The organism is Pseudomonas sp. AF03-9, from assembly GCF_020515815.1.
Taxonomy (GTDB): Bacteria; Pseudomonadota; Gammaproteobacteria; order Pseudomonadales; family Pseudomonadaceae; genus Aquipseudomonas.
Genome location: NZ_JAHPJF010000015.1, coordinates 170,766 through 191,136 on the forward strand (window position 1 = coordinate 170,766; position 20,371 = coordinate 191,136).

A 20,371-nucleotide genomic window follows, 5' to 3' on the forward strand; every position below is an offset into this window, starting at 1 on the left:
ATTCAAGTGGCTCAAAAGCAGGAAGAGGAAGAGAAGGTCCGTCTGGACAAGTGGTTGTGGGCCGCGCGTTTCTATAAAACCCGCGCCCTGGCCAAGGCCGCCATCGAGAGTGGCAAGGTGCACCATCGCGGTGAACGCTGCAAGCCGGGCAAGGAACCGCGCGTCGGCGACGAATTCCAGATTCGTACGGGGTTTGATGAAAAGACCGTGGTGGTCCAGGCGCTGTCCATCGTGCGCCGTGGCGCGCCGCAAGCGCAGACGCTCTACGTCGAGACCGAAGCCAGCATCGCCAAGCGCGAGAATGCGGCGGCGATGCGCAAGGCCGGGGCCATGGGCCTGAGCACCGATGGCAAGCCGAGCAAGAAGCAGCGCCGCGATCTGTTCAAGTTTCGCGGCAGCGGCAATGACGACTAACCCCGGCTCGGGCAATCCTACGTATTACGGGTGCATGACGCTCAGGCGGCTGATCAGTGGCACGCGCTGAAACAGTCTGAAAACCGGCGCCGTCACCCGTAGCAACCCCTGCGATACTTTCGCCGCAAACGGTGTGTAATACCCCCACCCCAAAGCCAACAGCGCCAGCAATACACCACCGATGTAATCGTCCTGCCCCCAATGCGCGCCCGCCACCAGGCGCGGCATCATGAACAGCAGCGCCAGGCCCCAGATCACCAGCAGCTGGCCGATACGCTTGGTGAACACCGTCATGAACATCGCCCAGATCAACAGTACCGAGGCATGGTCCCCCGGAAAACTCTGGCTCGAACGGTCTTTGAGCTCCCAGGTCTTCTCCAGCCCGGGAAAGTAGTCGCTCATCTGAATGGCCCCGCTGATCACCATCGACGGGCTACTGTGTTGCCAGCCCATGTGTGCCGCGAGTTTGGAAAACAGCATGCGGATAAACAGCAACAGCAACAAAATGCCGACAAAACCTAACAGCGCCTGGCGTACCTGCACGGCGTTGAAGACCCAGTCGCCGCGAATCAGCAGCATCAGCAGAATCACGCCGACCACTGCATCAAACGGTCGCAGACTGGCCACGGCCCATACGTGCAGCCAGCTTGAGTGGGTTGCCAGCGGATCATTGAGCAGATGAAACAGCCATTCGTCGAAAACCACACACAGCATCTGGCCCGTGGGCCACAGCCAAAAACACAGCAGTCCGATTGCGAGTAGATTGCAAACGGCCCATCGCCCGAGGTTCCACTTGGCTTGGAACAAACCCGGATTGTTCATAAACTGTCCCCCATCGCTCTAAAAACCGCACCAAATTGGTGCTAAAGCGTTTAATTCTATAAACCTTGTAATCAATTTGTCATCAATTCAGATACCCAGACCTATGACTGATCTACCGGATACCGACTTCACCCAACGCTTCATCTTCGACGAGACCGACGCCCGTGGCGAACTGGTCTCGCTGGAGCGCAGCTACGCCGAAGTCCTCGCCAAGCACCCCTATCCGGAGCCGGTCGCGCAATTGCTCGGTGAGCTGATGGCGGCGGCTGCGCTGCTGGTGGGCACCATGAAGTTCGACGGTTTGTTGATCCTGCAGGCCCGTTCCGAAGGCCCTGTCCCATTGCTGATGATCGAATGCTCCAGTGAGCGCGACATCCGTGGCCTGGCCCGTTACGAGGCCGACCAGATCGCCCCGGACGCGACCCTGTCCGACCTGATGCCCAACGGCGTATTGGCGCTCACCGTCGATCCGACCGAAGGCCAGCGCTACCAGGGTATCGTCGACCTCGATGGTGAGACCCTGTCGGACTGCTTCACCAACTATTTCGTGATGTCCCAGCAAGTGGGCACCAAGTTCTGGCTCAACGCCGACGGCCATCGCGCCCGTGGCCTGCTGCTGCAACAACTGCCGGCTGACCGCATCAAGGACGACGACGATCGCGCCGAAAGCTGGCGCGGCCTCACCGCCCTGGCCGGTACGCTCACGGCTGAGGAACTGCTGGGCCTGAGCAACGAAACCATCCTGCACCGCCTGTACCACGAAGAAGCTGTGCGCCTGTTCGACGCACAGTCCCTGCGCTTCAATTGCAGCTGCTCACGCGAGCGCTCGGCCAATGCGCTGGTCAGCCTGGGCCTGGAAGATGCACAGAATCTGGTGGTGGAACACGGCGGCAATATCGAGATCGACTGCCAGTTCTGCAATGAACGTTACCTGTTTGATGCCGCCGATGTAGCCCAATTGTTCGCTGGCGCAGGCATCGACACCCCTTCCGATACCCGCCACTAAAACGTTTAAGCACAGGTAAATCACCTGACAAACGCCGGATTAGCGCAGTTCTGACGGGAGGGCCCTACTTTTTTTGGGCTTTTCTGGCATAATCCGGCCCACTTTTTTCGCGGTAGTAGTGCGCAACTTTCTACTACAAAACGTTTGGAGCACTCGGCCATAGGCCGACGGGGAACCTCATGACGCAAGCCAATAACGCCGTATACACCGATCTGAGTGTTGACGATCTGGTCAAAGAAGCCCTGCAGCGCGGTGAAGGCGTGCTTGCCGATACTGGCGCGCTGGTCGTAGAAACCGGTCACCGCACCGGTCGTTCGCCAGTCGATCGTTTCATCGTTGAAGAGCCAACCACCCAGGACGCCATCGCCTGGGGCCCGATCAACCGCAAGTTCCCGGCCGACAAGTTCGATGCGCTGTGGGCTCGCGTCGAGGCCTTCAACAATGCGCAAGAGCATTTCGTTTCCCACGTTCACGTAGGGGCTGCCGAAGACCACTACCTGGCCGTGAAAATGACCACCCAGACTGCCTGGCAGAACCTGTTCGGTCGTTGCCTGTTCATCAACCCGGCCCAGTACAACCCTGCCGGTCGCGATGAATGGCAAGTGCTCAACGTGGCCAACTTCGAGTGCGTGCCAGAGCGTGACGGCACCAACTCCGACGGTTGCGTGATCCTCAACTTCGCACAGAAGAAAGTGCTGATCGCCGGCATGCGTTACGCCGGTGAGATGAAAAAAGCCATGTTCTCGGTGCAGAACTTCCTGCTGCCGGCTTCCGACGTGCTGCCTATGCACTGCGCCGCCAACATCGGCGAAGCGGGCGACGTAACCCTGTTCTTCGGTCTGTCGGGCACGGGTAAAACCACCCTGTCCGCCGACGAAAGCCGTTACCTGATCGGTGACGACGAACACGGCTGGGGCGAAGGCGTGGTGTTCAACATCGAAGGCGGTTGCTATGCCAAGTGCATCGACCTGTCCGAGAAGAACGAGCCGGTCATCTGGAAAGCCATCAAGCACGGCGCCGTGCTGGAAAACGTTGTCATCGACGACGCCAAGCACGCGGACTACACCAATGTCAGCCTGACCCAGAACAGCCGCGCAGCCTACCCGCTGGAGCACGTTGCCAAGCGTTCCGAGAAAAACCTGGGCGGCGAGCCAAACGCGGTGATCTTCCTGACCTGCGACCTGACCGGCGTTCTGCCGCCCGTGTCGATCCTCAGTGAAGAACAAGCGGCCTACCACTTCCTGTCCGGCTACACCGCACTGGTGGGCTCGACCGAAATGGGTTCCGGCGGCGGCATCAAGTCGACCTTCTCCACCTGCTTCGGCGCGCCGTTCTTCCCGCGTCCGGCTGGTGAATACGCCGAGCTGCTGATCAAGCGCATCCGCGGCTTCGGCTCCAAGGTCTACCTGGTCAACACCGGCTGGACCGGCGGCGGCTACGGCGTTGGCAACCGCTTCAACATCCCGACCACTCGTGGCGTGATCGCAGCGATCCAGAGCGGCGCGTTGGTCGGTGCACAAACCGAACACCTCGACACCATCAACCTCGACGTGCCACTGGCCGTACCGGGCGTTGAGACTGGCCTGTTGAATCCACGTAACACCTGGGCTGACAAGGCTGCCTACGACGAAGCAGCGAAGGCGCTGGCTGGCCTGTTCATCGAGAACTTCAAGAAGTTTGACGTGAGCGATGCGATCAAGGCTGCCGGTCCTCAGTTGTAAGATTCGGTAGTTGTGAAAAAGCCGCCTCTTGTAGGCGGCTTTTTTGTGCGCGACAGGTCAGTCGGCGATGTGCAAAACCACGGCCCCGACCAGCACCAGCAAGACCCCCAGAATTTGCACGGCCGACAAGCGCTCCTTGAAAAACACAAACCCCAAAACCGCCGCAATCCCCCCCGACAACGTACTGATCACCGTCACCACCGACACCGACCCTGCCATCGCCCCCCACGAAAACGCCGAGAACCCACCCAGGTTCATCAAGCTCGCGCCGGTCAGCGTCGCACAGTTTTTCAGCGGCGGGATTTTCAGGCCGTCCTTGATCTTCAGCACCATCACCACCAGCACGCACAGGCCCACCAGGTAACCCAACCACAACATGGTGATCGGTCCCAGCGCCGGCAATGTATAGCGGCCTTGCAGCCAGAAGCTGGTGCCGTACAGCGTTGCCGCGAGCATGGCGTAGATGATGGACAGCCGCGGGTTGTTGTGAGGGACGTCGTTGCCCTTGTGGATGCTGGAGAGGATCACGCCAATCACGCACAGCGCGATGCAGCCCAGTTGCGTCAGGCTGATGTGTTCACCGCTGGCCCAGGACAGCAGCGTGGTGACTACGCCGTAGGACGTCACCAGCGGTGCGACGATGGCAGCCTTGCCCAGGGCGAACGCCTTGGACAGTGCGAGAGCGCCGGAGACGGTGAGCAGGGCGGCGGTGATGCCCAGTAGCCAGACGCTCAGCGCTGCATCGAGGGATTTGACGAGGAAGGTCGGGAAGATGACCAGCAACAGGGTCATGATCAAAAAGCCCAGGGCCTGGCCGAAGTACACCGCGCGCTTGACCCCGACGGCACGGGCGTTGAGGCCCACGAGAAAGTCCGTGCCGCCCCAGAGCAGGGCGGCCAGCAGGCCCATTGTTACGTCCATGTACGGTCCTTGTTGGTTCGTGCGCGGCTTGCCAGATTAGCGCAGATCGAATGTGGGAGCGGGCTTGCTCGCGAATGCTGTATTTCAGTTGGAGGTGTATCGGCTGACACTCCGTATTCGCGGGCAAGCCCGCTCCCACATTGGAACGTTGTTGTGCTTTGGGTCTGCGCTCAATCAGCTCAGGTTTTCCAAGGTCTGTGTGTCCCATCTTTGCGTCTTGATCGCCAGGTACAACATGCCGATGGTCAGCGGGATTTTGTCGCCGCGACCCTTGGCGCGATGCTTCAGGAATACATCGAACACCGGCGGGTTGAAGTAGCGATAGGCGTCGTAGTCGCCCATATCGAGAGCAAATTCCTCTTCAACGGCTTCCATGAACTGCTTGGCCTCCGCACCGTCGCAACCGAGGTCGAAGTTGATCGCGGTTTGCAGGCGCAGGGTCTTGTGTTTCGGCAAGCCGATTTCTTCGTGCAGCAGTTGCAGGAGTTGCTGCATCGCGAGGTCTTCGGGGAAGTCGGGGGCGAGGTTCATGGTGGGGGCACGCAGGAGTGGGTGAGGGGGATGGTCGCGTTGCAGGCGGTATTTGTTTCGGGTGATGAAGAGGGCCAAGCCTATCAAGAATACGAAGACAGGTAGGAAGGGCATTCTGAGGATCACCGCTACGTAGGGTAGTAGGAACGTTAAAGTGAGCCCGGTCACGAGAAATGTGAGTGCGAAACGCTTTCTGAGGGTGGGGTCTGTGATTTGGTAATGCAGCACCAAATACGTGATGAAAAAAAATACGGATTGAAGGTACATGGCCATGCAACTAAGGCTCTTCCGAGTAGATATGCATCGAGAGTGTTGAGTGCTGAGGGCCTATCCCTCCTTTCACGCTGGCCTCAAGACCTATGATGATGTCACCCGTGTGATATTTGCGAAGCTTGTTCGAAATCGTATCGCCAACAAAGCCAGCAGTTACCGCTGAAATGACAATTCCTGGCGTTGAAATAGCTCCGGAAATTATTTGTTTGATGAGGATGTTTTGGTCGTTTAACCGATCAGCTTGATTTCGTCTCAACGGATTCGAAATTGCGACTGTGATCTCGCATGGAAAATCCTTAGCCAGCATTTTTTCGTACAGATTGCGTATTTGATCGCGAACTTGCTGGGCTGCTGTTTTGGCTTCCGGTAGGCAAAGGTTGGCTAAAGCGTGTCGATTGCCAGGCAAAACAGTGAAGCGAATCACCTTGAAAATGACGCCATAGTGACCGATGTGTTGAGTCTTTTCGATGTGCATGAGGCCTTGCCCCGAAACTTTATAAGGCGCTAGTTTCGGTCAGGCAAAGGTGATTTTTGTAGAGCTAAGGAAGGGTGTTTTAAGCAGTTTCGGAGGAGGATGGCACGGCATTTGGCGGTTTCTTACAGGTGTTTCCGATTGCATGGTTTGACGTGAATCGTTTGGACGAAATTGGTTATTTGTGGGAGCCGAGTTTGTCCACGATGACGGTGGGACAGTTGGGGAAATACGGACCGATACACCGCCATCGCAGGCAAGCCAGCTCCCACAGATTTAGCTGTGTGGCTGGTTAGGTTGCTTTGGTGTTTCGGCCGCCGGTTGCAGCTGTACATGCTGTGCAGCTTCCAGCAAATCACAGCCATCCTGGACGAGGAGGTATAGCGCGTTTGTGATGTGGGATATGTCTTTGAGGTCGGCGTGTTCGAAGGTCATGCAGGAGAAGGTTTCCAGCAAGTCGGTGGCAGCGCGGATGCGTTGGTGGGCGGCGGACTGAATGTCTTCAGCGGTAGCTTGGGTGTCTATGAGTAGCGGATGAGTATCTGTGAAATTGGTACGCAACTGACGATAGCGGTCCATCGTTTCAATTATTTGCATTTGAAGGTACTCGGTTTGCTGTTGGGTAACCGACATCACCGTGGCCAAACGGTGGGTGGCGGACTGTGCGCGGGTTGGCCAGCCGGAAACAGCACTCCGACACGTCCGAAGACGTCCCCCACACAGCCGCCATAGCACTGCGATACGAGACGATAGACGTTCGAAGAGTAAGTAATGGCACTTATGTGTGCTGTTTTTCGGGTGACCAAACCCGGTCGCTGATTTGGCAGCGACGAAGCGAACCTTAGAAGTGAGTCAGTTTCCGGGCAATAAACAGATGGTTTAACTGGGCGGGGTTCGATCAGGCGCCAACAGGCCTGCTGATACACCGCTCAAAAATCGCCTCCAACCCCCGGTAATCACACGCCACCGCATCAATATTCGCCGGCACCCATGCGGCATGTTTCACCAGCCACCAGTTCACTGAAAACCCCGCATTCACGATGATCTGTTCAAACAAAATCCGCTGCGCCCGCCCGTTGCCTTCGCGGAAGGGGTGAATAACGTTGAGGTCGCCGTACGCCTCGGCAATCTGCGTCACCAGCTCGGACTGAGTCGCGCCCACGTACCAGTTGGCCGCTTCCATATGCCGGATGATTTTCGCCGCTTCCGGTGGGATACGTTCCGGGGTGCAGAACAGGGTGTCGCCTTTCTGGATGTTGACGCTGCGCAACTCGCCGGCCCAGTCGTAGAGGTCGTCGAACAGGATGTGGTGGATGTGCTGCAGGCGATCGAGGTCGTAGGGCGGAGGGAAGAGCGGGAGGTTGCCTACGGCGATTTCGGAGAGTTCCCGCTCAGCCTGGTGCAGGCGGGCTTCGTCGTGCAAATCGAGGCGGTTGCGCAGCACGCTGCTACCGGGATAGCAGTACGGGTCCTGGCCGACGCCATATTTGTCGAGCATCAGCGTGGGGTGTCGCGGTACTTGGCAAGGACGGCTTCGCGGGTCGGCAGGGGTTTGTCGACGTCGGCCGGTTGGGTGTCGAACCCTTCCAGGCGCAGGCTGGCCAGGTAATTGGAACGGCGGATCTTGTGGTAATGATCCTGTTTTTGCTCAAACGTCAGTTCGCTCATCGCAGCGTACTCCTGGGTAGCAAGGCTTGATTGTAGCGCAATGCTTCCGAGGGCAGGCGCGATAAAAACCACGTCACATTTTGTACAAATAAACTGCCAGCTCGCTGAATTCAGCGTATGTTGCAGCGCAAAATCTTGTAGGGCGATTCCGCCCACTACTTAAAGGGAGTTAAGCATGGGTTTGCTGCGTGTCGCTTCGGCGATGTCATTGTGTGCGGTAGCGTTTTCCGTCCAGGCCGAACAGTTGCCGATCGAAGTGCTCAGCGCGGTGGTCAAGGATCAGAAAATCGCTGACGCCGAAGTGCTGCTGCAACGCAACGGCACACAGAACGTGGTGGGTCGTACCAACGCGCAAGGCCAGGTGACGCTCACCAGCGAAGGCGCCGATGATGGCAGCAGCCTGCTGATCATCAAGAAGCCTGGCTATTCCAACCTGGTGGTGAAGTGCCCGTGCAAGGGCATGACCTATGCGGTCAGCCCGGTGATGGAAAACCTCGACGGCCTGCGTGTGGTGCTGACGTGGGGCAAGACCCCGGAAGACCTCGATTCCCACATGATCTTCCCCGGCAACAATATCTACTTCGAAAACAAGCAAGGTACCGACGCCGAGCTGGACGTGGACGACGTTGACAGCTACGGCCCGGAAACCATCACCCTGCAGAAAAAACACTACGGCGAAAGCTACGTGTATGCGGTGCATGACTTCACCAACGGCAGCAATCCAAGCTCGCGCCAGCTGTCCAACAGCGAGGCCAAGGTGTTTGTGTATATGGGCCAATCGCTGGTACGTACCTACTACGTGCCGCAGAACCGCACCGGCAACCTGTGGACAGTATTCCGCATGACCGGCAGCGGCGACTTCCAGGACATCAACACCTTCACCGGCGTGACTGTGGACGCGGCGAACGTGCTGAACGAAGTCAAGCCGTTGCTGGATGACAGCGTGGCGGTCTCGGCAGTGGCGGTCAGCTCCTCCGCACAAACCGATGCGAAACGTCTTAACCTGCAAGGTGAAGCGGCCTACCAGGCAGGCAAGCTGGACCAGGCGATCGACCTGTTCCGCCAAGCCATCGAGCTGGACAATGGCTTCGGCAAGGCCTACGGCAACCTGGGCCTGGCCTATCAGAAGGCTGGCAACACCGCCGAGTCGATCTGGGCCAACCGCAAGGCCATCGCTTTGGCGACTGGTGCGAATGCCCCTACCGTGCGTGCAGGGTCTTACTACAACATTGCGCGGATCTATGAAGCGGCCGGGCAGTTCCAGGATGCGTTGCGTCACTACCAGTTGGCCAAGGAACAGAAAGCCAATCCGGTGTATGACACGGCGATTGAGCGGGTGAAAAACCGCTGATTCACCGGTAATACAGAAATACAGATCTAAACAATGTGGGAAGGGGCTGGCCCCCTCCCACATTTGGTTTGCGGTGCTCCTGCAAAACCTGGTGAAACATCCCACTTCGGCCCTGCGCCATCCCCGCCCTGTGTATCATCCTGTCTCTTTTTTCCATGCGACCTTTCTCGATGCGCTGAGATTTGCGGGCTATGTTTTTGAGCCTACTCAGCGGTCAATGGAGTGACAGCTTATGCACGACACCCTCCAGCAGGTCTTTGGTTATCCACAGTTTCGTTTGGGCCAGGAACAAACGGTCAGCGCCGTGCTGGCCGGCCGTTCTGCTGCCGCGATTTTCCCCACGGGTTCCGGCAAATCCCTTTGTTATCAGCTGTCGGCAGTGCTGTTGCCGCACCTGACGCTGGTGGTGTCGCCGCTGCTGGCGCTGATGCAGGACCAGCTGGGTTTCCTGCAACGCCATGGCATTTCGGCGGGCAGCATCGATTCGGCCCAGAGCCGCGAAGACGCGAATGATGTGATGGCGCGTGCGCGTTCGGGTGAGTTGAAGATCCTGATGATTTCCGTGGAGCGCTTGAAGAACGAGCGTTTTCGCAACTTCCTGCAAAGCGTGCAGATCTCGCTGTTGGTGGTGGATGAGGCGCACTGTATTTCCGAATGGGGCCATAACTTCCGTCCGGACTATTTGAAGCTGCCGGACTACCAGCGTCAGTTCAATATCCCACAAGCCCTGCTGTTGACGGCTACGGCGACGCCCAAGGTGATTGCCGACATGCAGGCGAAGTTCGCCATTGCTGCGGACGATGTGGTCACCAGGGGCTTCTACCGGCCCAACCTCAACCTGTTGGTGGAACCCGTCAGTGGTGCAGACAAGCGCCGCCGACTGGTGCAGTGGATGAGCGAGCGGGTGGGCCAGCCGAGCATCGTTTACGTCACCTTGCAAAAAACCGCCGAACAGATTGCCGAGCATCTCAATCGCCATGGTATCCAGGCCGAGGCGTATCACGCCGGTTTGCCCCACGATAAGCGCGAGGGTATCCAGCAGCGCTTCATGGGCGGGCGCTCCAATTGCATCGTCGCCACCATCGCGTTTGGCATGGGCATCGACAAGAGCGACATCCGCAATGTGGTGCATTTCGACCTGCCCAAGTCCATCGAGAACTACAGCCAGGAAATCGGCCGCGCCGGGCGTGATGGTCAACCGTCCGATTGCCTGGTACTGGCCAACCGCGACAGCCTCAACGTGTTGGAAAACTTCGTCTATGGCGACACGCCGGAGCGGGACGGCATTCGCCGTGTGCTCGACGAGCTGCAGGCCGCGCGGGGTGACGGGCAGTGGGAGTTCCTGCTGCGCTCGCTGTCGGACCACAGCAACATCCGCGAGCTGCCGCTGAAAACGTTGCTGGTGCAGTTGGAACTCAAGGGCGTGATCGCGCCGCGCTATGCGTTTTATGCCGAATACCGCTTCAAGTACCTGATCGAACCCGAAGCCCTGCTGGCGCGTTTTTCCGGCGAGCGGCAGCAGTTTGTCGCGGCGATTATCCAGGTGTGCAAGCGGGCCAGGACTTGGGCGACGGTGGACTTCGACGCGCTTTATCAACAGCACAACGCCGGGCGCGACCGCGTGGTGAAGGCGCTGGATTACTTCCAGGAACAGGGCTTGGTCGAGCTGGAAAGCAAGCAGATGACCGAGGTCTACAGCCTGCTCGATACGGATTTCGACCCACAGGCCTTGAGCGCCGAGTTATACACAGGCTTCAAGCAGCACGAGATCGGTGAGGTGGCACGGATTCACGCCATGCTTGATCTGTTCGCCACCGAACGCTGCCTGGGGCAGCGCCTGGCGCAGTATTTTGGCGATGAAAACGCGCCGCAGCGCTGTGGGCATTGTTCGGTCTGCCACGGTGATGTGGCGCACTTACCGCCGCCGCCGGCCTTGCCGCCGCTTGTGGATAAAAACTTCATGGGGCTGTGCGGTGATTTTATCCACAGGCATCATCAGCACACCGGCCAATTGCCCGAAGCGGAACGCCTGACGCGGTTCCTCGGCGGGATCAGCGTGCCGTTGTTTACCAAGTTGAAGGCGCGGGGTATTCCGGGCTTTGCTGCGCTGGAAGATTATTCGTATGCCGAGGTACGCGAGTGGGCCGAGGTCCATTTGAATGCGCTTTGAACCCTTCTTTAGAGGTGAGCCCTATGCCTGATTCCGTGCCACAACGTGCCGATTACCTTCACTTCCAGCCGATCATCACGCGCTGGCACGACAACGATGTGTATGGCCATGTGAACAACGTGACCTACTACAGCTTTTTCGACACGGCGGTGAATACCTACCTGATCGAACAGGGTGGGTTGGATATTCACGACGGCGAAGTGGTGGGGTTCGTGGTGAGTTCGGCGTGTGATTACTTCGCGTCGATTGCCTTTCCCGAGCGCATCGACATTGGCTTGCGGGTGGGCAAGTTGGGCAACAGTTCGGTGCAGTACGAGTTGGCGGTGTTCAAGGCAGGCGAGGACGAAGCCTGTGCGGCGGGGCGCTTTGTGCATGTGTTTGTGGAGCGTGGGTCGAACCAGCCGGTGCCGATTGCGGGGGTGTTGCGCGAGGCGTTGCAACGGTTGGTGGCCTGATCGCAATCTCGCGATCCGTGGAAATCAAATGTGGGAGCTGGCTTGCCTGCGATAGCGGTGGGTCAAGTCAAGCCGTATTGCCTGACTGTTTGCTATCGCGGGCAAGCCCGCTCCCACATGAATCGTGCTGTGTGCTCTAGGTCGCGGGCTTAGCGGTGACGGTAGTGATGCTTGTTCTTGCGATGCCCGTAAGCATGCCCACGGCCACGATGGTCATCACGATCATAACGACGGTTGTCACGCGAACGACGATCATCGTCATCGCTCTTGTTGCCCATGTAGTTGCCCAGCGCACCACCCGCGCCACCGCCGGCGGCTGCGCCGATCAGGCTGCCGGTGCTGCCGCCGACACTGCGGCCCACAACGTTGCCGCCCGCTGCGCCCAACGCACCGCCGATGGCGGCTTCGCCACGGCTGCGTTTGTCGGCGCCGACCGCACTACCACCGGCGCCACCCAGGGCTGCGCCAATGGTCGAGCCGGTGTTGCCGCCAAGCTGCTGGCCAACAACCGAACCTAGAACCCCGCCCAATGCGCCGCCTACACCGGCTTCGGTGGTGCCACCGGCCATGGCTGCGCCACTGACCAGGCCAAGGGACAACAAGAGAATCGAGGAGAACTTCATTCAGGGAAACCTCAAGGGGATGACGGCGCGATCCTGAGGCTGTATCGGTATTGTGACAATAGAAATCCGACCAGTAACACGAGTTGTGCACAATTCGCTAAGTTACTGTTTTGACTAGGGAACTTAAGCTGGTTTTATGGGTCTTTAGCTACTTCGGAACGGCCGCTTTTATGCAAAAGCGGCCTTTTTTTGTGCCCGCAATTGTAGTGAGCGGGCTCGCCCGCGCTGGGTGGCGAAGCCGCCCCAAATCCATACACCTGAGTCTTTCTGATGCACCGCGGCGTACCGTTTGGGGCGGCTGCGCCGCCCAGCGCGGGCAAGCCCGCTCACTACGAGGTGATGGTCAGGCGCTGCGGGCCATGATCAGGCCGTTGTCGCTCGCGGCTTCCAGCCGGATCGCCACGAATTTCGACGTCGGCGTATGGCTGCCATCCCCAGTGCTTTCCAGTGGCACCAGTGGGTTCACTTCCGGGTAGTAGGCCGCCGCCTGTCCTGCCGGAATATCGAACGCCAGCAAGGTAAAGCCTTTCACACGGCGTTCACGGCCGTCCTCCCACAGCGACACGATGTCGGCCTTCTGCCCCGGCTTGAAGCCCAGGCGGATGATGTCGGCTTCGTTGACAAACAGCACGTCGCGCTGGCCCTTGACCCCACGGTAGCGGTCGTCCAGGCCATAAATGGTGGTGTTGTACTGATCGTGGGAGCGCATCGACTGCATGATCAGGTCCGGCACCTTGCCGGTGGCGTGGGTGCGTTCGTGGATCAGGTCCTTGGGCAGGATATTAGCGCGGAAGTTGGCGCGGCCCGACGGAGTGTTCCAGCGCCGTGAGCCGGCGGAGTTGCCGAGGTAGAAACCGCCCGGGTGCTTGATCTTCTCGTTGAAGTCCTTGAAGCCCGGGATGGTGTCGGCGATCAGTTCACGGATGCGCCCGTAGTCGGCCACCAGCCAGTTCCAGTCCACTGGTTTGCTGCCCAGGGTGGCGGCAGCGATACCGGCAAGGATCGCCGGCTCGGATTTCATCAGTTTCGACAGCGGTTGCAGTTGGCCGTTGGAGCCGTGGACCATGCTGAACGAATCTTCCACCGTCACCGCTTGCGGGCCGTCGGCCTGGATGTCGATGTCGGTACGGCCCAGGCACGGCAGGATCAGCGCGTCTTTGCCGTGCATGAGGTGGCTGCGGTTGAGCTTGGTGCTGATCTGCACGGTCAGGTCGCAGTTGCGCAGCGCTTCAAAGGTGCGCGGGCTGTCTGGGGTGGCTTGGGCGAAGTTGCCGCCCAGGCCGATAAACACCTTGGAGCGGCCTTCGAGCATGGCGTGGATCGCTTCGACCACGTTGTGGCCGTTGGTGCGTGGCACCTGGAACTGGAAGCGCCGTTCCAGGGCGTCGAGGAACGCCACCGGTGGGCGTTCGTTGATGCCCATGGTGCGGTCGCCCTGCACGTTGCTGTGGCCACGCACCGGACACAGGCCGGCGCCGGGGCGGCCGATGTTGCCGCGCAGCAGCATCAGGTTGGCGATTTCCTGGATGGTCGGCACCGAGTGACGGTGCTGGGTAATGCCCATGGCCCAGCACATGATCACGTTCTTGCCTTTGGCGTACATGCGCGCCGCCTGCTCGATCTCGACCAGCGTCAGGCCCGATTGCTCGGTGATTTCATCCCACGAGGTGTCGTCGATCCTGGCCAGGTAGTCCAGCACGTTGGCGGTGTGTTCGTTGAGGAAGTCGTGGTCGAACACCGCTTCCTTGCCTTCGGCCTGGGCCTGGCGTTCCCACAGCAGCAGGAACTTGGCCATGCCGCGCAAAATGGCCATGTCGCCACCCAGGGCCGGGCGGAAGTAGGCGGTGTTGGTCGGTTTGTCGCCGTTGGTGAGCATTTCCAGCGGGTGTTGCGGGTGCTGGAAGCGTTCCAGGCCGCGCTCTTTGAGCGGGTTGATACACACCACCTGGGCACCACGGGTCACCGCTTCGCGCAGGGGTTCAAGCATGCGTGGGTGGTTGGTGCCAGGGTTCTGGCCCCAGACGAAAATCGCGTCGGCATGTTCAAAGTCGTCAAAGGTCACGGTGCCTTTGCCCACGCCCACGCTTTGCGCCAGCGCGACGCCGCTGGCCTCGTGGCACATGTTCGAACAGTCCGGGAAGTTGTTGGTGCCGTAGGCGCGCACAAACAGTTGATACAGGTATGCCGCTTCGTTGCTGGCGCGGCCCGAGGTGTAGAACTCGGCCATATCCGGGCTGGGCAGGGCGTTGAGGTGCTTGCCCACCAGGTCGAACGCGGCTTCCCAGCTGATGGGCTGGTAGCGGTCGGTGTCGGCGTCGTAGCGCATCGGCTCGGTCAGGCGGCCCTGGTATTCCAGCCAGTAGTCGCTTTGCGCCAGCAGCGAGGTGACGCTGTGCTTGGCGAAGAACGCCGCATCGACACGGCGCTTGGTGGCTTCCCAGTTCACCGCCTTGGCGCCGTTCTCGCAGAACTTGACCATGCCGCTTTCCGGCGAGTCGCCCCAGGCGCAGCCTGGGCAGTCGAAGCCGCCGTTCTGGTTGGTCTTGAGCATCATGCGCAGGTTTTTCAGCGCGTTGTCGCTGGTCAGCCAGGCCTGGGCCACGCTGATCAGTGCGCCCCAGCCGCCGGCTGCGCCCTTGTAGGGCTTGTAGCGCGGGGTTGGGGTTTGGTCGGCTTGATTATGGTTGCTCACGGCTGGTTCTCCATCGCGGGGCTGTAGACCCGCGGCGCACTTTTCTGCGGCAGGTGAATGAGATTGAGGTTATGCCGGCGCGCCCATTGCAGGGCCAGGCCGGTGGGCGACGACAGGCTGACCAGGGTCTGGATGCCCGCGCGCAGGACTTTCTGGATCAGCTCCAGGCTGCAACGACTGGTGACAATCGCCAGGCCGCCTTCGGTCGGAATCTTTTGGCGGATCAAGGCGCCGATCAATTTATCCAGGGCGTTATGCCGGCCGATGTCTTCGCGGCCCAGCAGCAACTCGCCCTGGCTGTTCATGAATACGGCGGCATGCACCGCGCCGCTGTACTGCCCCAACGGCTGGAACGCGCTGATGCGTTGGCGCAGGCCATCAAGCCATGCGGCAGGCGGCAAGGGTGCGCCGGGCAGCACTGGCAGGTCGGGCAGGGCTTGTTCCACCGCCTCAACGCCGCACAGGCCACAGCCGCTGGTGCCGGCCAATTGGCGGCGCTGCTGCTTGAGGTTCCAGAACGCGCGACTGGAGATCTGCACCTGAGCGTACTGCGCTGAGCCAGATCCGCTGAGTTTAAGATCATAAATGTCGCTAACGTCGGCGATAATGCCGCTGCCAATACTGAAGCCGACGATAAAATCTTGCAGGTCGGTGGGCGTTACCAGCATCACCGCCTGGCTGATGTCGTTGTAGGCAATTGCCAACGCCACTTCTTCCGCCAGCGCGGTGCTGGCGACTTCGGTGTGTTCGAGATTGCAAAACTGGTAGCTCTGGCTGGCGGCCGGCGCGGGCGTATCAAGGGCGGGCGCCGCGCAGACTGGGCGCTTGGCGTTCATGGGGCAATACCACCGGCGGATTGATCAGTGTTTAGACTAGGCGCGACAAAGCGTCGCGTCTAATTGCCAGTACTGATCCGCCGATAGATGACGTCGATCAAGACTCGATTTGCGATTTCTGAAACAGCGCGAAGCACGCCTCGGCCAACGCCGAACGCGGCGCGCTACGGCGCATGATCAACCCCAGGCGCGCCAGGGTATGCGCGTCTTCGATGGGTTGCAGACGCAGGTGCTCGGTGAGCGCATCGAGGCCGCCATCGAGCGGCATCACCGCGCAACACAAACCGCCATGCACCGCTTGCAACAACTGATGGACGGCATCGGTTTGCAGCAGCGGCTGCGGGTTGAGCCCACGGCTGTGGAAGTTATGGTCGATGGATTGGCGAAAGTGCATGCCGCTGGTGAGCATGCCCAGGGGCAGTTCGGTCAGCGCTTCCCAGCTCAACGGTTTGTCGCCGAAGCTGAAGAAGCGTTGGTCATAGAGTAGGCCCATGCGGGTTTCGCCCAGGGCCAGGGAGTCGAAACGCTCGGTGTCCAGGCGCTCCAGATAGGACACGCCGAGGTCCAGGCGGTTGCTGGCCAGCTGTTCGAGGATCTGTTCGGAGCTGAGTGCCGACAGCTCGAAGCGCAGGCTCGGGTGCTCCTTGTGCAGTTGCTGCATCAAGGCCAACGGATCAAAGCTCGACAGTGGCACCACGCCCAGGCGCAACGTACCGACCAGGTTGCCGCGACAGGCGGCGGCTTCAGCCTGCAAGCCGTCATAGGCGGCCAGGACTGTTCGGGCCCAGGCCAGGACGCGTTCACCGGGGGCGGTAAAGCCTTCGAAGCGCTGGCCGCGATTGACCAACGGCAGGTCCAACTCTTCTTCAAGACTGCGCAGGCGCATCGACAGGGTCGGCTGGGTAATGTGGCAACGCGCCGCCGCCTGGCCAAAGTGCCGGGTTTCGTCGAGGGCGATGAGGAATTTCAGCTGTTTGATGTCCATCTTCGCTCCGGGCTTATTCCAATGGCGGGGGGATTCTAGCGCGTTTGGGTCTTTGGCCGGGCTGGAACCCAAATCCTCGGGACTGGTCTAGTCTTGGGCATCTGGAACTCAAATCCCAAGGAGAGCGCACTATGAGCATTTTCAGCTTTATCAAGGAAGCCGGCGAAAAGATTGTCGACCTGTTGACGCCGGGTAATGCAAACGCCAGTGAGCAGTTGAAGGACCACGTGTCCAAAGTCGGTCTGGGGAATCCGAATGTGCAGACCACGGTGGACGGCGACAAGGTGACCGTGACCGGTGAAGTGGCCACCCAGGAAGAGAAAGAGAAGATCCTGCTGGCGCTGGGCAATATTGCCGGTGTGGCCAGTGTGGATGATCAGATCAAGGTAACCGGTCCGGTAGTGGCTGCCGCCCGTTTTGTCGTGGTGAAGAAGGGCGACACGCTGAGCGCGATTTCCCTGGCGGTATATGGCAACGCCAATCAGTACAACAAGATTTTCGAGGCGAACAAGCCGCTGTTGTCGCACCCGGACAAGATCTATCCAGGCCAGACACTGCGTATCCCTGAGTAATACGCACAGCAAAATGTGGGAGCGGGCTTGCCCGCGAAAGCGGAGTGTCAGTCACTGAATGTGTTTCTGATACACCGCCTTCGCGGGCAAGCCCGCTCCCACATAGGGTTTAGAGTCCGGCAATGAGATCGCGGTAGTCGTCGACGGCCTCGAATTCCCCTGTGTCTTTGGCCCCTTTTTTACTGTCCGGCTCTTTGACCGCCAACAAATGCCCCACACCAAACGCCCGCGCACTGCGCAAAATCGGCAAGGTATCGTCGATAAACAGGCTGCGCGCCGGGTCGAAGCCGATGTCGGCTTGCAGCGCATCCCAGAACTGCGGGTTTTCCTTGGCAAAACCGTAGTCGTGGGAGCTGATCAGGCGTTCGAAGTACGGTGCCAGTTCAATCCGTTCCAATTTCAGTGACAGCGAATCACGGTGCGCGTTGGTGATCAGGATCACACGCTTGCCGGCCCGTTTGATCGCCGCGAGGAAGGTGTCTGCATCCGCGCGCAGCGCTATCAGGTGGGCGGTTTCCAGCTTGAGTTCGCGTACCGGGAGCTTGAGTTCGGCGCTCCAGAAATCCAGGCAATACCATTGCAACTGCCCGGCGTTACGCTCGAACAGGGGCTGCAACTCCATCTCGGCCATGGCCCGGCTCACGCCGTGCAGTTCGGCGTAGCGTTGGGGCAGGTGCTCCATCCAGAAATGGTTGTCGTAATGCAGGTCGAGCAGGGTGCCGTCCATGTCCAGCAGGACGGTGTCGATGGCGTGCCAGGGCAAAGAGGGCATGGGGCGGTCTCTTGTAAGTTGAAATATCCGACACAGACAATCGGAAAAGCCACGGTATAGTAACCCGATCACGCCAAGGAGCCGCTTATGCGCCAGAAACCCACCGTCCTCGCCCGCGAAATAGTCGCCAGTAGCCGTTTGTTCCGCGTGGAGGAAGTGCAATTGCGCTTCACCAATGGCGTTGAACGGACCTACGAGCGCCTGGTGGGTCGCGGTGCCGGCTACGGCGCGGTGATGATCGTGGCGATGCTCGATGACGAGCACGCGGTGCTGGTGGAAGAGTATTGCGGCGGCACCGATGAATATGAACTGTCCTTGCCCAAGGGCCTGATCGAACCCGGCGAAGATGTTCTGGCGGCTGCCGACCGTGAGCTCAAGGAAGAGGCGGGCTATGGCGCACGGCAGTTGGAACTGATTACCGAGCTGTCGCTGTCGCCCGGCTACATGAGCCAGAAAATCCAGGTGGTGCTGGCCACCGATCTCTACGAAGAGCGTCTTGAAGGTGATGAGCCCGAGCCGATGCGGGTGGACAAGGTCAACCTGCGTGAGCTGTCGATGCTGGCGCAAAACGAGCAATTCAGCGAAGGCCGCGCCCTGGCCGCGCTGTACCTGGTACGAGACCTGTTGACCCAGCGAGGAGCGTTTAACGCATGAGCGAATTGTTTTTAGGCCACCCGTTTATCGCCCCCGTTATCGAGCTGGCTCGCCAGGCCGGTGAAGTGATCCTGCCGTACTGGCGCGCCGGGGTGGCCGTGACGTCCAAGGCCGATGATTCGCCGGTGACGGCGGCCGACCTTGCCGCTCACCACCTCATCCTCGCGGGCCTGACCGCGCTGGACCCGAGCATCCCGGTCCTGTCCGAAGAGGATGCCGACATTGACCAAAGCGTACGCGCCGCTTGGCAGCGCTGGTGGTTGGTGGACCCGCTGGACGGCACCAAGGAATTTATCGCCGGCAGCGAAGAGTTCACCGTCAACATCGCCTTGATCGAGCAGGGCCGCGTGGTGTTTGGCGTGGTGTCGATGCCGACCAACGGGCGTTGCTACTTCGGTGGTGCGGGCCTGGGCGCATGGCGTTCGGATGTGAATGAAGCGCACAAGCCGATCCAGGTGCGCACGGCCCCGGCGGCCGGCGAGGCGTTTACCGTGGTCGCCAGCCGTCGGCATACCAGCCCGGAGCAGGAGCGTCTGCTGGACGGTTTGAGTGAAGGCTTGGGAGCGCTGAAGCTGGCGAATATCGGCAGTTCGCTGAAGTTCTGCCTGTTGGCCGAAGGCAGTGCCGACTGTTATCCACGACTGGCGCCGACATCGCAGTGGGACACCGCCGCGGCCCAAGGCGTGCTGGAAGGCGCGGGTGGCGAAGTGTTGGAGTTGAGCGGCGTGCCGTTCAGTTATCCGGCGCGGGCGTCGTTGTTGAATCCGTTCTTTTTGGCATTGCCGGCCAAAGCGCCGTGGCGCGAACGCTTGCTGAGCCTGGCTCGGTCTTAGAACTACAGCAGATCAAAAGTGTGGGAGCGGGCTTGCTCGCGAAAGCGGTAGATCAGTCAGAAATGTTCTAGCTGACACTCCGCATTCGCGAGCAAGCCCGCTCCCACAATTGTTTGGTGTTGTTGCGGTTAGCGGTGCAGGACGTATTGACCGGTAAAGGCAACGGCGCAGTCCTCGCTACCCTCATTCACAATCCACGTCTGCAGCGTCAACCGTGCACGACCATAGCGCTTGTAGGTCGCCACAAACCGCTTCCACACCTTCTCCTCCGGCGCCTGGCACACCACGGTCGCGTCGCGGGTGACGGGCAGCGGATAACTGATCTGCCCCTCCTGAATCACGATGTGCCCGTCCTCAATCCCTTCTTCACGCAACTGCAAGTGCAGCCAACCCCAACCCGCCAGTACCGCGCCGCAGTACAGGCTGCCGCCAAACATGGTGCTCTTGTGGTTGATATTGGCCTGCAACGGCAGGTGCAATTCCAGCCGCCCGTGCTGCCAGCCGCGCACCTTGAGGCCCATTTCCCGGGTCAGGGGGATGTCGTGGTGCAGGACGGATTCGAGGTATTGGCTGTCGCGGCTCATGGCGGTCTCTTTGGCG

General features: G+C 59.9%; 22 protein-coding genes. 9 read left to right on the forward strand and 13 right to left on the reverse strand.

Features of this window, described 5'->3' with window-relative positions; translation table 11 throughout:
• Positions 1 to 6: 6 nt before the first annotated feature.
• Entirely contained in the window at positions 7 to 414 is a 408-nt protein-coding gene (locus LIY36_RS19675) for an RNA-binding S4 domain-containing protein (protein ID WP_192298469.1), read from the forward strand.
• Between the two features lie 24 nt (positions 415 to 438).
• Here the strand turns inward: LIY36_RS19675 and LIY36_RS19680 are convergent, their stop codons facing one another.
• Complete coding sequence (locus LIY36_RS19680) at positions 439 to 1,236, reverse strand: phosphatase PAP2 family protein (protein WP_226456725.1); 798 nt, start codon at positions 1,234 to 1,236, stop codon at positions 439 to 441.
• A 103-nt stretch (positions 1,237 to 1,339) separates the two neighbouring features.
• On the opposite strand from LIY36_RS19680, the gene hslO reads away from it, so the two are divergent.
• Both hslO and LIY36_RS19690 read left to right on the forward strand, forming a co-directional pair.
• On the forward strand, positions 1,340 to 2,242 hold the full coding sequence (gene hslO, locus LIY36_RS19685; protein ID WP_192298467.1) for an Hsp33 family molecular chaperone HslO: 903 nt from the start codon (positions 1,340 to 1,342) through the stop codon (positions 2,240 to 2,242).
• 179 nt (positions 2,243 to 2,421) lie between these two features.
• Entirely contained in the window at positions 2,422 to 3,963 is a 1,542-nt protein-coding gene (locus tag LIY36_RS19690) for a phosphoenolpyruvate carboxykinase (protein ID WP_226456727.1), read from the forward strand.
• Positions 3,964 to 4,020: 57 nt separating this feature from the next.
• Here the strand turns inward: LIY36_RS19690 and LIY36_RS19695 are convergent, their stop codons facing one another.
• The 6 genes from LIY36_RS19695 to LIY36_RS19720 form a co-directional block, all read right to left on the reverse strand.
• Positions 4,021 to 4,872: a DMT family transporter gene (locus tag LIY36_RS19695; RefSeq protein WP_226456774.1), complete on the reverse strand. Its 852-nt coding sequence runs from the start codon at positions 4,870 to 4,872 to the stop codon at positions 4,021 to 4,023.
• A 186-nt stretch (positions 4,873 to 5,058) separates the two neighbouring features.
• The gene (locus tag LIY36_RS19700; RefSeq protein WP_226456729.1) at positions 5,059 to 5,415 is read right to left on the reverse strand and encodes a DUF1493 family protein; all 357 of its coding nucleotides are present in this window, start codon (positions 5,413 to 5,415) and stop codon (positions 5,059 to 5,061) included.
• Positions 5,416 to 5,692: 277 nt separating this feature from the next.
• Complete coding sequence (locus LIY36_RS19705; protein ID WP_226456730.1) at positions 5,693 to 6,163, reverse strand: hypothetical protein; 471 nt, start codon at positions 6,161 to 6,163, stop codon at positions 5,693 to 5,695.
• Between the two features lie 273 nt (positions 6,164 to 6,436).
• Positions 6,437 to 6,793 carry a hypothetical protein gene (locus tag LIY36_RS19710; RefSeq protein ID WP_226456731.1) on the reverse strand — a complete coding sequence of 119 codons (357 nt, stop codon included), beginning with the start codon at positions 6,791 to 6,793 and terminating at the stop codon, positions 6,437 to 6,439.
• Positions 6,794 to 7,058: 265 nt separating this feature from the next.
• Positions 7,059 to 7,658 carry a putative adenosine monophosphate-protein transferase Fic gene (locus tag LIY36_RS19715; RefSeq protein ID WP_226456732.1) on the reverse strand — a complete coding sequence of 200 codons (600 nt, stop codon included), beginning with the start codon at positions 7,656 to 7,658 and terminating at the stop codon, positions 7,059 to 7,061.
• Positions 7,658 to 7,828: a YhfG family protein gene (locus LIY36_RS19720; RefSeq protein ID WP_017737561.1), complete on the reverse strand. Its 171-nt coding sequence runs from the start codon at positions 7,826 to 7,828 to the stop codon at positions 7,658 to 7,660. Before LIY36_RS19720 ends, LIY36_RS19715 begins: the two co-directional genes overlap by 1 nt.
• Positions 7,829 to 8,003: 175 nt before the next feature.
• Here LIY36_RS19720 and LIY36_RS19725 point away from each other — a divergent pair, with 175 nt between their 5' ends.
• The 3 genes from LIY36_RS19725 (at position 8,004) to LIY36_RS19735 (ending at position 11,804) form a co-directional block, all read left to right on the forward strand.
• On the forward strand, positions 8,004 to 9,179 hold the full coding sequence (locus LIY36_RS19725) for a tetratricopeptide repeat protein (RefSeq protein ID WP_226456733.1): 1,176 nt from the start codon (positions 8,004 to 8,006) through the stop codon (positions 9,177 to 9,179).
• Positions 9,180 to 9,411: 232 nt separating this feature from the next.
• Complete coding sequence (locus tag LIY36_RS19730; RefSeq protein ID WP_226456734.1) at positions 9,412 to 11,349, forward strand: RecQ family ATP-dependent DNA helicase; 1,938 nt, start codon at positions 9,412 to 9,414, stop codon at positions 11,347 to 11,349.
• 23 nt (positions 11,350 to 11,372) lie between these two features.
• Complete coding sequence (locus LIY36_RS19735) at positions 11,373 to 11,804, forward strand: acyl-CoA thioesterase (protein WP_226456735.1); 432 nt, start codon at positions 11,373 to 11,375, stop codon at positions 11,802 to 11,804.
• A gap of 149 nt (positions 11,805 to 11,953) precedes the next feature.
• Here LIY36_RS19735 and LIY36_RS19740 read toward each other — a convergent pair whose 3' ends face one another.
• The 4 genes from LIY36_RS19740 to LIY36_RS19755 all read right to left on the reverse strand — a co-directional run bounded on the left by LIY36_RS19740 (position 11,954) and on the right by LIY36_RS19755 (position 16,940).
• On the reverse strand, positions 11,954 to 12,427 hold the full coding sequence (locus LIY36_RS19740) for a glycine zipper domain-containing protein (protein WP_017737565.1): 474 nt from the start codon (positions 12,425 to 12,427) through the stop codon (positions 11,954 to 11,956).
• A gap of 343 nt (positions 12,428 to 12,770) precedes the next feature.
• Complete coding sequence (locus tag LIY36_RS19745) at positions 12,771 to 15,119, reverse strand: FdhF/YdeP family oxidoreductase (RefSeq protein ID WP_226456736.1); 2,349 nt, start codon at positions 15,117 to 15,119, stop codon at positions 12,771 to 12,773.
• The gene (gene fdhD / locus LIY36_RS19750) at positions 15,116 to 15,955 is read right to left on the reverse strand and encodes a formate dehydrogenase accessory sulfurtransferase FdhD (RefSeq protein ID WP_226456738.1); all 840 of its coding nucleotides are present in this window, start codon (positions 15,953 to 15,955) and stop codon (positions 15,116 to 15,118) included. Before fdhD ends, LIY36_RS19745 begins: the two co-directional genes overlap by 4 nt.
• Before the next feature lie 97 nt (positions 15,956 to 16,052).
• Positions 16,053 to 16,940 (reverse strand): LysR family transcriptional regulator, encoded by an 888-nt coding sequence (locus LIY36_RS19755; RefSeq protein ID WP_226456740.1) that lies wholly within the window; start codon positions 16,938 to 16,940, stop codon positions 16,053 to 16,055.
• A gap of 131 nt (positions 16,941 to 17,071) precedes the next feature.
• Here LIY36_RS19755 and lysM point away from each other — a divergent pair, with 131 nt between their 5' ends.
• A complete protein-coding gene (gene lysM / locus LIY36_RS19760; protein WP_226456741.1) occupies positions 17,072 to 17,512 on the forward strand; it encodes a peptidoglycan-binding protein LysM in 441 nt (146 codons plus the stop codon).
• A gap of 109 nt (positions 17,513 to 17,621) precedes the next feature.
• Here lysM and yrfG read toward each other — a convergent pair whose 3' ends face one another.
• On the reverse strand, positions 17,622 to 18,284 hold the full coding sequence (gene yrfG, locus LIY36_RS19765) for a GMP/IMP nucleotidase (RefSeq protein WP_192298452.1): 663 nt from the start codon (positions 18,282 to 18,284) through the stop codon (positions 17,622 to 17,624).
• Between the two features lie 87 nt (positions 18,285 to 18,371).
• Between yrfG and nudE the strand changes: the two genes are divergently transcribed.
• Positions 18,372 to 18,938: an ADP compounds hydrolase NudE gene (gene nudE, locus LIY36_RS19770; RefSeq protein ID WP_192298451.1), complete on the forward strand. Its 567-nt coding sequence runs from the start codon at positions 18,372 to 18,374 to the stop codon at positions 18,936 to 18,938.
• Complete coding sequence (cysQ, locus tag LIY36_RS19775; RefSeq protein WP_226456743.1) at positions 18,935 to 19,771, forward strand: 3'(2'),5'-bisphosphate nucleotidase CysQ; 837 nt, start codon at positions 18,935 to 18,937, stop codon at positions 19,769 to 19,771. The genes nudE and cysQ overlap by 4 nt, the downstream gene beginning before the upstream one ends.
• A gap of 128 nt (positions 19,772 to 19,899) precedes the next feature.
• Here cysQ and LIY36_RS19780 read toward each other — a convergent pair whose 3' ends face one another.
• Positions 19,900 to 20,355 (reverse strand): YiiD C-terminal domain-containing protein, encoded by a 456-nt coding sequence (locus LIY36_RS19780; RefSeq protein WP_226456776.1) that lies wholly within the window; start codon positions 20,353 to 20,355, stop codon positions 19,900 to 19,902.
• Positions 20,356 to 20,371: the final 16 nt, after the last annotated feature.